General features: G+C 68.3%; 10 protein-coding genes. 9 read left to right on the top strand and 1 reads right to left on the bottom strand.

All coding sequences use genetic code 11. The annotated features are described in order from the left end of the window. Position 1: 1 nt before the first annotated feature. On the bottom strand, positions 2 to 1,576 hold the full coding sequence (gene garD, locus AruCF_RS14855; RefSeq protein WP_049073855.1) for a galactarate dehydratase: 1,575 nt from the start codon (positions 1,574 to 1,576) through the stop codon (positions 2 to 4). Between the two features lie 242 nt (positions 1,577 to 1,818). Between garD and kdgD (AruCF_RS14860) the strand changes: the two genes are divergently transcribed. The 9 genes from kdgD (AruCF_RS14860) (at position 1,819) to AruCF_RS14900 (ending at position 12,311) form a co-directional block, all read left to right on the top strand. Next, a complete protein-coding gene (gene kdgD / locus AruCF_RS14860; protein ID WP_049073857.1) occupies positions 1,819 to 2,733 on the top strand; it encodes a 5-dehydro-4-deoxyglucarate dehydratase in 915 nt (304 codons plus the stop codon). A gap of 61 nt (positions 2,734 to 2,794) precedes the next feature. Continuing rightward, positions 2,795 to 4,375, top strand: coding sequence for an aldehyde dehydrogenase (NADP(+)) (locus AruCF_RS14865; protein ID WP_049073859.1), 1,581 nt, complete (start codon positions 2,795 to 2,797; stop codon positions 4,373 to 4,375). Between the two features lie 180 nt (positions 4,376 to 4,555). Continuing rightward, a complete protein-coding gene (gene kdgD / locus AruCF_RS14870; protein ID WP_049073860.1) occupies positions 4,556 to 5,470 on the top strand; it encodes a 5-dehydro-4-deoxyglucarate dehydratase in 915 nt (304 codons plus the stop codon). Between the two features lie 230 nt (positions 5,471 to 5,700). Continuing rightward, positions 5,701 to 6,423, top strand: coding sequence for a FadR/GntR family transcriptional regulator (locus AruCF_RS14875; protein ID WP_049073862.1), 723 nt, complete (start codon positions 5,701 to 5,703; stop codon positions 6,421 to 6,423). A 459-nt stretch (positions 6,424 to 6,882) separates the two neighbouring features. Next, complete coding sequence (locus AruCF_RS14880; protein ID WP_049073864.1) at positions 6,883 to 7,899, top strand: amino acid ABC transporter substrate-binding protein; 1,017 nt, start codon at positions 6,883 to 6,885, stop codon at positions 7,897 to 7,899. Between the two features lie 106 nt (positions 7,900 to 8,005). Further along, positions 8,006 to 9,214: an aminotransferase class I/II-fold pyridoxal phosphate-dependent enzyme gene (locus tag AruCF_RS14885; protein WP_049077845.1), complete on the top strand. Its 1,209-nt coding sequence runs from the start codon at positions 8,006 to 8,008 to the stop codon at positions 9,212 to 9,214. 3 nt (positions 9,215 to 9,217) lie between these two features. Beyond that, entirely contained in the window at positions 9,218 to 10,405 is a 1,188-nt protein-coding gene (locus AruCF_RS14890) for an amino acid ABC transporter permease (RefSeq protein WP_049073866.1), read from the top strand. A gap of 1 nt (position 10,406) precedes the next feature. Next, positions 10,407 to 11,510 (top strand): amino acid ABC transporter permease, encoded by a 1,104-nt coding sequence (locus AruCF_RS14895; protein WP_049073868.1) that lies wholly within the window; start codon positions 10,407 to 10,409, stop codon positions 11,508 to 11,510. A 60-nt stretch (positions 11,511 to 11,570) separates the two neighbouring features. Further along, positions 11,571 to 12,311 (top strand): amino acid ABC transporter ATP-binding protein, encoded by a 741-nt coding sequence (locus AruCF_RS14900; RefSeq protein WP_006386910.1) that lies wholly within the window; start codon positions 11,571 to 11,573, stop codon positions 12,309 to 12,311. Positions 12,312 to 12,387 lie beyond the last annotated feature (76 nt).

Here is a 12,387-nt window from a genome sequence, read left to right on the forward strand (position 1 = left end):
CTCAGGTCACCGGGCCCGGGTTGAACAGCGCCAGGGCGTTGTGCAGTTTGAGTGTCTCGGCACAGGTCTGGCGCCGGCCGCTGGCCACGTCCAGCATCAGGCGGAACAGCTCCCAGCCCACCTCCTCGATGGAGGCCTGCCCGGTGGCGATGCGGCCCGCGTCCACATCCATCAGGTCGTGCCAGCGCCGCGCCAGGTCGCTGCGGGTGGCGACCTTGATCACCGGCACCTGCGCCAGCCCGTAGGGGGTGCCGCGCCCGGTGGTGAAGATGTGCAGGTTCATGCCCGCCGCCAATTGCAAGGTGCCGCAGATGAAGTCGCTGGCCGGCGTGGCCGCGAAGATCAGGCCCTTGCGCGTCAGCCGTTCGCCCGGCGACAGCACGCCGTCGATATTGGACGTGCCGGACTTGATGATCGACCCCATCGCCTTCTCGACGATGTTGGACAGGCCGCCCTTCTTGTTGCCCGGGCTGGTGTTGGCGCTGCGGTCGGCGCTGCCGCGTTGCAGGTATTCGTCGTACCAGGCCATTTCGCGCACCAGCGCCTGCGCCACTTCCGGCGTGGCGGCGCGCGCGGTCAACTGGTCGATGCCGTCGCGCACCTCGGTGTTTTCCGAGAACATCACGGTGCCGCCGGCGCGCACCACCAGGTCGGCCGCGAAGCCCACCGCCGGATTGGCCGTCACCCCCGAGAACGCGTCGCTGCCGCCGCACTGCACGCCCACCACCAGCTCGGACACCGGACAGGTTTCGCGGCGGCGCTGGTCCAGGATCCGCAGATGGCGCTCGGCGGTGCGCATGATGTTGGCGATCATGGACTCGAAGCCCACGTGTTCGTCGTCCTGCAGCACGATGGTATCGACGCCGCCGTCCGCCGCCATGCCCTCGCCAGCGCGGATCGGGATGGCGCCGGGCGCCAGCAGGCGCTCGGGCTGCAGTTTCTCGCATCCCAGGCTCACCACCATCGCGGTGCCGCCAAAGTTGGGATTGCGGGCGATGTTGTGCAGCGTGCGCACCGGAATCGCCGCGCCCGGCGCGTCGATGGCGACGCCGCAGCCATAGGTGTGCTCGATGCCCACCACCCCGTCGACATTGGGATAGCGCGGCAACAGCTCGCGGCGGATGCGCTCGACCGCGTGTTCGACCACGCCCTGCACGCATTGCACCGTGGTGCTGATCGCCAGGATATTGCGCGTGCCGACGGTGCCGTCGGCATTGCGGTAGCCCTCGAACGTGTAGCCTTCCAGCGGCGGCAGCGGCGCGCGCTTGCGCGTGCCGACCGGCAGGTCCTGCAGCGTGCGCGCGGCGGGCATGGTGGTGACGCGCTCATTGACCCAGCTGCCGCGCGGCAGGTCGCGCGCGGCGTAGCCCACGATGACGTTGTAGCGGCGCACCGGCTCGCCCTGCGCCAGGTCGCGCAGCGCCACCTTGTGGCCTTGCGGCACGGCCTCGACCAGCGTCAGGCCGTCGGGCAGCGCGGCGCCGGCCGCCAGGCCGCCGTCATTGGCCACGATGGCGACGTTGTCCTCGGGATGAATCTTGATCAGCACGGGCGCTGGGCCAGCCGCGGGCAGCATGGGGGAGTCCTTTGAGAAGGGGGCGTCGCGGTAGGCGGCGCGCGATACGTTATCGTACAACTTAGATCATTATGCGTTGGACGGGCTTGGCCCGCATTGCGGATTTCCCCAATTCCTCCCGATAGGCCTCTCGGTAACGGGTTGAACCGGCCAAAATCATGTTGTACGATGACGTACCTATTTAACCGATCCGCGCGACAGGCTCGCCTGCTTGCGGTCACCCGCCACTTACGGAAACGCCCATGACCACGCCGCAGGAGCTCAAGGCCATCGTCTCGGAAGGACTGCTCTCCTTCCCCGTGACCGATTTCGACGCGCAAGGCAACTTCAACGCCAAGACCTACGCCCAGCGCCTGGAATGGCTGGCCCCCTACGGCGCCACCGCCCTGTTCGCCGCCGGCGGCACCGGCGAGTTCTTCTCGCTCGCCCCCGACGAGTATTCGGATGTCATCCGCACCGCCGTCACCACCTGCGCCGGCAAGGTGCCGATCCTGGCCGGCGCCGGCGGCCCCACCCGCCTGGCCATCGCCTACGCCCAGGAAGCCGAGCGCCTGGGCGCCAAGGGCGTGCTGCTGCTGCCGCACTACCTGACCGAAGCCTCCCAGCAAGGCATCGCCGACCACGTCGAACAGGTCTGCAAGTCCGTCAAGATCGGCGTCATCGTCTACAACCGCGCCCAGTCCCGCCTGTCGGCCGACCACCTGGCCCGCCTGGCCGAGCGCTGCCCCAACCTGATCGGCTTCAAGGACGGCGTCGGCGACATCGAAGCCATGGTCCGCATCCGCCGCAAGCTGGGCGACCGCTTCTCCTACCTGGGCGGCCTGCCCACCGCCGAGGTCTATGCCGCCGCCTACCGCGCGCTCGGCGTGCCGGTGTATTCATCGGCCGTCTTCAACTTCGTGCCCAAGACCGCGATGCAGTTCTACCGCGCCATCGCCGCCAACGACCACGACACCACCAACCGCCTGCTCGACGAGTTCTTCCTGCCCTACCTGGAGATCCGCAACCGCTGCGCCGGCTACGCCGTCAGCATCGTCAAGGCTGGCGCCAAACTGGTCGGCCACGATGCCGGCCCCGTGCGCGCGCCGCTGACCGACCTGCACCCCGAGGAACTGGAAATGCTCCACGCCCTGATCCGCAAGCTGGGCCCGCAATAGGCCCGCGACGCGCCACACCTGTTCGCCCCCGTTCCGGGGGCGTTTTCATTCGGAGAGATTCATGACCTTGACCGGCAATATGTTGATCGGCGCCCAGTCCGTAAAGGGTGCCGGCGCCCCGCTGCACGCCATCGACCCGGCCCGCGGCGAACCGCTGCAACCCGGTTTCTGCGCCGGCACCGCCGAGGACGTGGCGCGCGCCGCGGAACTGGCCGCCGCCGCGTTCGACCCCTACCGCGCCGCGCCGCTCGAGACCCGCGCGCAATTCCTCGAAAGCATCGCCGAAGGCATCCTGGCGCTGGGCGATGCGCTGATCGAGCGCACTCACCTGGAAACCGGCCTGCCGCTGGCCCGCCTGCAGGGCGAGCGCGGCCGCACGGTCGGCCAGCTGCGCCTGTTCGCGCGCGTGGTGCGCGACGGCTACTTCCTGGACGCCACCGTCGACCCCGCCCAACCCGACCGCCAGCCGCTGCCGCGCGCCGACCTGCGCCTGGCCAACGTGCCGCTGGGCCCGGTGGCCGTATTCGGCGCCAGCAACTTCCCGCTGGCGTTCTCGGTGGCGGGCGGCGACACCGCGTCGGCGCTGGCCGCCGGCTGCCCGGTGATCGTCAAGGCGCACAACGCCCATCCCGGCACCTCCGAAATGGTGGGGCGCGTGATCCAGCAAGCGGTGGCCAAGCACGGCCTGCCCGAAGGCGTGTTTTCGCTGCTGTTCGGCGCCGGCAACGAGATCGGCACCGCGCTGGCGACGCACCCGGCCATCGCCGCGGTCGGCTTCACCGGCTCGCGCCGCGGCGGCCTGGCCCTGGTGGCGGCCGCCAACGCGCGCCCGGTGCCGATCCCGGTGTATGCCGAGATGTCCAGCATCAACCCCGTCTTCCTGCTGCCCGCCGCCCTGGAAGCGCGCGCCGAAACCATCGCCAAGGGCTTCGTCGAATCGCTGGTGATGGGCGTGGGCCAGTTCTGCACCAACCCCGGCCTGGTGATCGGCATCGAAGGCCCGGCGCTGGAGCGCTTCCGCCAGGCCGCCGGGCAGGCGGTGCAGGCCAAGGGCGCCGCCACCATGCTGACCCCCGGCATCTTCACCGCCTACACACAGGGCGAACAGGCCCTGGCCGGCCACGCCAGCGTCGCCACGCTGGGACGCGGCGAAGCCTCGCGGCCCGCCGCCAACGCCGCCGGCCCCGCCGTCTTCGGCACCGACGCCACCCGCTTCCTGGCCTCGCCCGAGCTGGAGGCCGAAGTGTTCGGCCCCGCCTCGCTGGTGGTGGCATGCCGCGACGCCGCGCAGATGCGCGCGGTGGCCGAGCACCTGGAAGGCCAACTGACCGCGACCCTGTTCGTGGACGACGCCGACGCCGACATGGCGCGCGGCCTGCTGCCGGTGCTCGAACGCAAGGCCGGCCGGATCCTGGCCAACAGCTATCCCACCGGCGTCGAAGTCAGCCATGCGATGGTGCACGGCGGCCCGTTCCCGGCCACCTCCAACCCCGCCTCGACCTCGGTCGGCGCCACCGCCATCCGCCGTTTCCTGCGCCCGGTCTGCTACCAGGACCTGCCCGACGCGCTGCTGCCCGACGGCCTCAAGCGCGCCAATCCGCTCGGCCTGCCGCGCATGACCGACGGCGTGCTGTCGGCCTGATCCGCTCCCAGCGAAGCCATGAACGGGCGGCCATGGGCCGCCCGTTTTCTTTTCGATGGGCGCGCAGGCATTGTCGATTCAACTTGTATGTTGTACGATGACATACATCATCAGTTACCCAATCCCCGGTCGCGGGCATGACGCCACGGCGGCCTTCACTTCGCTTCAATGGACCCAGGCATGACCACACCCCAGGAACTCAAGGCCATCGTCTCGGAAGGATTGCTCTCCTTCCCCGTGACCGATTTCGACGCGCAAGGCAACTTCAACGCCAAGACCTATGCCCAGCGCCTGGAATGGCTGGCCCCCTACGGCGCCACCGCCCTGTTCGCCGCCGGCGGCACCGGCGAGTTCTTCTCGCTGGCCCCCGACGAGTATTCGGATGTCATCCGCACCGCCGTCACCACTTGCGCCGGCAAGGTGCCGATCCTGGCCGGCGCCGGCGGCCCCACCCGCCTGGCCATCGCCTACGCCCAGGAAGCCGAGCGCCTGGGCGCCAAGGGCGTGCTGCTGCTGCCGCACTACCTGACCGAGGCCTCCCAGCAAGGCATCGCCGACCATGTCGAACAGGTCTGCAAGTCCGTCAAGATCGGCGTCATCGTCTACAACCGCGCCCAGTCGCGCCTGTCGGCCGACCACCTGGCCCGCCTGGCCGAGCGCTGCCCCAACCTGATCGGCTTCAAGGACGGCGTCGGCGACATCGAAGCCATGGTCCGCATCCGCCGCAAGCTGGGCGACCGCTTCTCCTACCTGGGCGGCCTGCCCACCGCCGAGGTCTATGCCGCCGCCTACCGCGCGCTCGGCGTGCCGGTCTACTCGTCGGCCGTCTTCAACTTCGTGCCCAAGACCGCGATGCAGTTCTACCGCGCCATCGCCGCCAATGACCACGACACCACCAACCGCCTGCTCGACGAGTTCTTCCTTCCCTACCTCGAGATCCGCAACCGCTGCGCCGGCTACGCCGTCAGCATCGTCAAGGCTGGGGCCAAACTGGTCGGCCACGACGCCGGCCCCGTGCGCGCCCCGCTGACCGACCTGCGTCCCGAGGAACTGGAGATGCTCGACGCCTTGATCCGCAAGCTCGGCCCGCAGTAAACGCCGGCCCGCGGCGGGCGGCCACGCGCCGACCACTGCCTCTTGCGGTTCCGCGCAGCCAGGACGCCCTCCGCCCACCGGAGGGCGTCCTGCTTTGGGCGCCACGGCCACGGCGCCGGGAGCCCGCCCCAGCCATGGCCCGATAACGCTCCTGTATGCTGTCATACGGCATCGGGCGTTTATCATAGGGATTACGGCCCTCCCGGCGCCGCAACCCTACAAGAGAGACAATGGAAACTCCCCGGCCCCGCCCGCGCTCGCGCCTGACCGACGTCGTGATCGACGAACTGACCAAGCGGCTGGACGCCCGCCAGTACCGCCCCGGCGACAAGCTGCCGTCCGAGCATGCGCTGTGCGCCGAATTCGACGTCAGCCGCACCGTGATCCGCGAGGCCGTGGCCTCGATGCGCCTGAGCGGCCGGCTGGTCAGCAAGGCCGGCATCGGCGTGTTCGTCACCGAAGACCGCGAAAAGCCCATCGATTTCGTCGTCGCCCCGGCGGCCGATCCGCGCTGGGCGCTGCACATCATGGAACTGCGCGCCGGCCTCGAGGTCGAGGCCTGTGGCCTGGCGGCCGAGCGCCGCAGCGCCGCCGACCTGAGCGGCATCGTCGAGGCCTTCGACGCCTTTAACCGCGCCACCCGCGACATGGAAGCCGCCGTCAAGGCCGACTACGAGTTCCACCTGTCGATCGCGCGCGCGTCCAACAACCCGCACTTCCCGGCCCTGCTGCAGGCGGCGGTGCGCGACGTGATGCTGGACCTGAACATCAAGCACGGCGGCAAGACCCCCGAGGAGCTCGAGGTCTACGAGACCCGCAACGTGCAGGAGCACGAAGCCATCCTGACCGCCATCATGCGCCGCGATCCCGGCGCCGCGCGCGCCGCCATGGCCCGCCACCTGGGCGACAGCATCGCCCGCTACCGCAAGCTGCTGTCCAACCCGCCGGCCTGACCGGCCCCGCTCGCATTCCCGGCGCGACCGGCGCCGCGGAATCCTCCCGGGCGGCCGCGCACCGCCCCGCCCAGGTCCGTCGCCTGCCGCGCGCCGCGCCCTCATGGCGCCCGTCCGCGCGCCATATAACCGCCGCCGACATTGCAAATTACGGGAATCCCCTGACTTGCTCACTTGTATGATGGCTGCCATCATACGTCTCATCAGTTACGCAAGATCTGCCGTCCAAGTGCCGCCGATGAGCCTGTTGCCTGTCCCCCGCCCGACCTTCCAACGCTACGCCGCCCGCCTCCACCGGTAAGGCCCGCCCGGAAGGCCATCGTCGCCGACGCCCCGCCTTTCCCCTCCCCGTCCCAAGCGCCTGTCCCATCCCCGCCCGCCCGGGGGACGCGACGGTGCGCCGCCGGTCTGTTTCCTAGCCATTCCCTGCCCTTTTCCGTACCCCTGGAGAACACTCTCATGCGCAAGTTCCTGACCACCGCCATCGCGGCGACCCTGTTGTGCGTTGCCTCCGGCGCCCAGGCCGGCGTCACCTTCGAAGCCGTCAAGAAAAAAGGCTTCCTGCAATGCGGCTTTGCCGGCATTCCCGGTTTCTCGGTGCTCGACAGCAAGGGCGAATGGACCGGCCTGGACGTGGACATGTGCCGCGCGGTGGCCGCCGCGATGTTCGGCGACGCCTCGAAGGTCAAGGGCAACGTGCTGACCGCGCAGGCCAAGTTCACGGCCCTGCAATCGGGCGAGATCGACATGCTGTCGCGCAACACCACCCAGACCCTGACGCGCGACACCACCCTGGGCCTGATCGGCGTGGGCGTGAACTTCTACGACGCCCAGGGCCTGATCGTGAAGAAGTCGATGAACGTCAAGACGGTCAAGGAACTGGACGGCGCCACGGTCTGCGTGCAGCCCGGCACCACCACCGAACTGAACCTGGCCGACTACTTCCGCGCCCGCGGCATCACCTTCAAGCCGGTGCTGGTCGAGAACTACGACGAGAACTTCCGCCTGCTGGAGTCGGGCCGCTGCGACGCCTACACCAACGACAAGTCCAACACCGCCGCCAACATGCGCACCCGCCTGGCCAAGCCGGACGACTGGGAGATCCTGCCGGAGAACCTGTCCAAGGAACCGCTCGGCCCCATGGTGCGCCAGGGCGACGAACAGTGGTTCAACGTGGTGCGCTGGTCGCTCAACGCCATGCTCGAAGCCGAGGAATACGGCATCACATCCAAGAACGTCGACGAGATGCTCAAGAGCACCAACCCCAACGTGCAGCGCATCCTGGGCGTGACGCCCGGCATGGGCAAGAACCTGGGCCTGGACGACAAGTGGGCCTACAACATCATCAAGCAGGTCGGCAACTACGGCGAAAGCTATGACCGCGCCATGGGCAAGGACAGCCCCCTGAAGCTGGACCGCGGCCTGAACAAGCTGTGGACCCAGGGCGGCCTGATGTACGGCTGGCCCGTGCGCTGAGCGCCTCTCGCGCGGCCCGGCGATGGCGCCGGGCCGCGCCGCGTTTTCCCGATTTCCGCGGACCGGCCGCCTCGCGCCGGCCTCCGCATTCTTTGAAGCAGTCACCATGAACAGCATCGTCAACGCCCGCCTCAAGCAGATCAAACCCTCCCCCAGCATGGCCGCCAAGATCGTGGTCGACGAATTGCGCCGCGCCGGGCGCGAGATCGCCGACTTCACCCTGGGCGAGCCCGACATGGCCACGCCCGCCCACATCGCGCGCGCCGGCCAGGACGCCATCGCCGGCGGCGACATCCGCTACACCAGCCCCAACGGCACGCCGGGCCTGCGCCGCGCCATCGCCGGCAGCCTGGAGCAGACCCTGGGCGCCAAGTACGGCCTGGACCAGATCACCGTGGGCGCCGGCGCCAAGCAGATCATCGGCGCGGCCCTGACCGCCAGCCTGGAACCGGGCGACGAAGTGATCGTGTGCGCGCCGTACTGGGTGTCGTATCCCGACATGGTCCTGCTCAACGAGGGCAAGCCGGTGGTCGTGACCGGACCCGAATCGCAGGGCTTCAAGCTCGACGCCGCCAGCCTGGAGGCGGCCATCACCCCGCGCACCCGCTGGCTGATCCTGAATTCGCCCAGCAACCCCAGCGGCGCGGTCTACAGCCGCGCCGAGATGCGCGCCCTGACCGAAGTGCTGGTGCGCCATCCGCGCGTTTGGATCCTGAGCGACGAAATCTACGCGCCGTTCTGCTACGGCGCCGAAGCGCACGTCTCGCCGGTGCAGGTCGAGCCGCGCCTGGCCGAGCGCACGCTGATCGTCAACGGCATGTCCAAGGCCTACGCCATGACCGGCTGGCGCATCGGCTACGGCGCCGGGCCGGCCGACCTCATCAAGGCCATGAGCACGGTCATGTCGCAAAGCACCAGCTGCCCCAGCGCCATCTCGCAGGCCGCGGCCCAGGCCGCGCTCGAGGGCGACCAGTCCAGCGTGACCGAGATGGTCGCCGTCTTCAAGGCGCGCCGCGACCTGATCGTGCGGCGCCTGAATGCGATTCCCGGCATTTCCTGCGCCACGCCCGACGGCGCCTTCTACGTCTATGCCAACGTCGCCGGCCTGATCGGCCGCAAGGGGCCGGACGGCGAACTCAAGACCGACCTGGACGTCAGCCTGTTCTTCCTGCGCCAGGCCGGCGTGGCGGTGATCGACGGCGGTTCGTACGGTCTGTCGCCGTATGTGCGGTTCTCCTTCGCCACCGCCACCGAAGTGATCGAACAGGGCATGGACCGGCTGGCCGCCGCGGTCGACGCGCTGATGGCGGGTTGAACCGTGGGCAAGCAGAACAATGCCAACGCGCGGCGAGCGCCGCGCCGCTGGTCCTGGAACGATCCGGCCACCCGCGCCCTGGCCTACCAGGCCCTGGCGCTGGCGCTGGCGGGATCGGCGATCTGGTTCCTGGTCCACAACACCCTGCAGAACCTGGCGCTGCGCAACATCGCCACCGGCTTCGGCTTTCTCACGCGCGAAGCCGGTTTCGCCATTGGCGAATCGCCCATCGCCTACGGGCCGGCCGACACCTACGGCCGCGCCATCGTCGTGGGCATCCTGAACACGCTGCGGGTCGGCCTGCTGGCGCTGGTGGCCGCCACCGTGCTGGGCGTGCTGATCGGCGTGGGCCGGCTGTCCAGGAACTGGCTGGTCGCGCGGCTGGCCTCGATCTACGTCGAGGTCATGCGCAACGTGCCGCTGCTGCTGCAGCTGTTCTTCTGGTATGCGCTCATCACCGAGAACATGCCGGGTCCGCGCCAGGCGCACAACCCGCTGCCGGGCGTCTTCATCTCCAACCGCGGCCTCAAGGTGCCCGGGCTGGAAGGCGCCTCGCTCGACTGGGTGCTGGCCGGGCTGGGCCTGGCGGTCGTGGCCATCCTGTTCCTGGGCCACTGGGGCAAGAAGCGCCAGGAAGCCACCGGCCACGTGTTCCCACTGGGCCGCGCCGCCATCGGCCTGTTGATCGGCCTGCCGGTGATCGGCTGGCTGGTCAGCGGCGCTTCGCTGACGCTGGACATGCCGGAACTGAAGGGCTTCAACTTCACGGGCGGCCTGACGCTGACGCCGGAGTTCGCGGCGCTGCTGCTGGGCCTGGTGATCTACACCGCGGCGTTCATCGCCGAGGTGGTGCGTTCGGGCATCCAGGCGGTCGGCAACGGCCAGTGGGAAGCGGCCGGCGCCCTCGGATTGCGGCGGCCGCTGGCGCTGCGCCTGGTGGTGCTGCCGCAAGCCTTGCGGGTCATCATTCCGCCCATGACCAGCCAGTATCTCAATCTGTTGAAAAACAGCTCGCTGGCCGTGGCGATCGGCTATCCGGACATCGTGTCGGTGGTCAACACCACGCTGAACCAGACCGGGCAGGCCATCGAGGGCATTCTCATCATCATGGGCGCGTACCTCACGGTCAGCCTGTCGATCTCGATCTTCATGAACTGGTACAACAAGCGCATCGCGCTGGTGGAGCGTTGATATGAGCAGCACTACGCATATCCCCAGTGAAGGGCTGCCGCCGCCCAAGACCCATGTCGGCGCGTGGGCGTGGCTGCGCTCGCGCCTGTTTTCCTCGCCGCTGAACATCCTGATCACGGTGCTGCTGGCGTGGTTCCTGTTGATGTCGGTGCCGGCGCTGGTCGAGTGGGCGGTTATCCGCGCCAACTTTACCGCCGCCAATGCGCAGGAATGCCGCGCCTCGGTGGGCGGGGCCTGCTGGGCCTTCATCATCGAGAAGCACCGGCTGATCCTGTTCGGCACCTATCCGTACGACGAGCAATGGCGGCCGCTGATCGCGACCATCATCCTGGTCGCGGTGATCGTGTGCAGCGGCATCCGTCGTTTCTGGAACTGGAAGCTCGCCATCATCTGGACCGTCGGCCTGACCGCCGTGGCGATCCTGATGTGGGGCGGCGTGCTGGGCCTGACCTACGTCGAGAACGCGCGCTGGGGCGGCCTGCCGCTGACGCTGATCCTGTCGACGTTCGGCATCGCCTTCGCCTTCCCGATCGGCGTGCTGCTGGCCCTGGGCCGGCGCTCGAAGATGCCGGCCATCAAGGCGCTGTGCGTCGTGTACATCGAGCTGATCCGCGGCGTGCCGCTGATCAGCCTGCTGTTCATGTCGTCGGTGATGCTGCCGCTGTTCCTGCCCGAAGGCTTCTCCATCGACAAGCTGCTGCGCGCGCAGATCGCGATCATCATGTTCGCGGCCGCGTACATCGCCGAAACGGTGCGCGGCGGCCTGCAGGCGATCCCCAAGGGCCAGTACGAGGGCGCCGATTCGCTCGGCCTGAACTACTGGCAGCAGATGCGCAAGATCATCCTGCCGCAGGCGCTCAAGATCGTGATCCCGCCGCTGGTCAGCATTTTCATCGCGCTGTTCAAGGACACGTCGCTGGTGGTGATCATCGGCATCTTCGACCTGACGCTGGCGGCCAAGGCGGCCCTGTCCGACGCGGCATGGCGCGGATTCGGGGTGGAGGCGTATCTGTTCATCTCGCTGATCTACTTCGTCTTCTGCTTCTCCATGTCCAAATACAGCCAGGCGCTGGAAAAACGCCTGGCCACCGGTCACGCACGATAGAACCTTGCCGCGGGCCCGCCACGGGCGGGCCCGCAACGCGATATTTACGGGAGTACAGGCATGTCTGATGCCATCATTCGACTGCAGGACGTGAACAAGTGGTACGGCCAGTTCCACGTGCTGCGCAACATCAACCTGGACGTGGCGCCGGGCGAGCGCATCGTGGTGTGCGGGCCGTCCGGCTCGGGCAAGTCCACCATGATCCGCTGCATCAACCGGCTCGAGGAGCACCAGAAAGGCCACATCATCGTGGACGGTACTGAGCTCACCAATGACCTCAAGCACATCGAGACCATCCGCAAGGACGTCGGCATGGTGTTCCAGCACTTCAACCTGTTCCCGCACCTGACGGTGCTGGAGAACCTGACGCTGGGCCCGATGTGGGTCTTGAAGAAGCCGCGCGCCGAAGCCGAGGCCACGGCCATGAAATACCTGGAGCGCGTGCGCATCCCGGACCAGGCCAAGAAATTCCCCGGCCAGCTCTCGGGCGGCCAGCAGCAGCGCGTGGCCATCGCCCGTTCGCTGTGCATGAGCCCCAAGATCATGCTGTTCGATGAGCCGACCTCGGCGCTGGATCCGGAAATGGTCAAGGAAGTGCTGGACGTGATGGTCAACCTGGCCCAGGAAAGCGGTATGACGATGCTGTGCGTGACCCACGAAATGGGCTTCGCGCGCAAGGTCGCCAACCGCGTCATCTTCATGGACCGCGGCGAGATCATCGAGCAGAACAGCCCGGACGAGTTCTTCGACAACCCGCAGAACGAGCGCACCAAGCTGTTCCTGAGCCAGATCCTGCATTGAGGCCGGGCGGGCCCTGGCCCGCTACTGCGCCCACCGTGAAAACGCCTTCCCCGGAAGGCGTTTTTTCGGACCGCAG

Origin of the sequence: Achromobacter ruhlandii (assembly GCF_002082135.1) — a bacterium.
Lineage (GTDB): Bacteria > Pseudomonadota > Gammaproteobacteria > Burkholderiales > Burkholderiaceae_B > Achromobacter > Achromobacter ruhlandii.

Bases quoted from the DNA above. Each gene is read 5' to 3' on its own strand.
- kdgD (WP_049073857.1), top strand. From the start codon at position 1,819: ATGACCACGCCGCAGGAGCTCAAGGCCATCGTCTCGGAAGGACTGCTC.
- AruCF_RS14885 (WP_049077845.1), top strand. From the start codon at position 8,006: ATGAACAGCATCGTCAACGCCCGCCTCAAGCAGATCAAACCCTCCCCC.
- AruCF_RS14900 (WP_006386910.1), top strand. From the start codon at position 11,571: ATGTCTGATGCCATCATTCGACTGCAGGACGTGAACAAGTGGTACGGC.
- kdgD (WP_049073860.1), top strand. From the start codon at position 4,556: ATGACCACACCCCAGGAACTCAAGGCCATCGTCTCGGAAGGATTGCTC.
- AruCF_RS14880 (WP_049073864.1), top strand. From the start codon at position 6,883: ATGCGCAAGTTCCTGACCACCGCCATCGCGGCGACCCTGTTGTGCGTT.
- AruCF_RS14865 (WP_049073859.1), top strand. From the start codon at position 2,795: ATGACCTTGACCGGCAATATGTTGATCGGCGCCCAGTCCGTAAAGGGT.
- AruCF_RS14895 (WP_049073868.1), top strand. From the start codon at position 10,407: ATGAGCAGCACTACGCATATCCCCAGTGAAGGGCTGCCGCCGCCCAAG.
- garD (WP_049073855.1), bottom strand. From the start codon at position 1,576: ATGCTGCCCGCGGCTGGCCCAGCGCCCGTGCTGATCAAGATTCATCCC.
- AruCF_RS14875 (WP_049073862.1), top strand. From the start codon at position 5,701: ATGGAAACTCCCCGGCCCCGCCCGCGCTCGCGCCTGACCGACGTCGTG.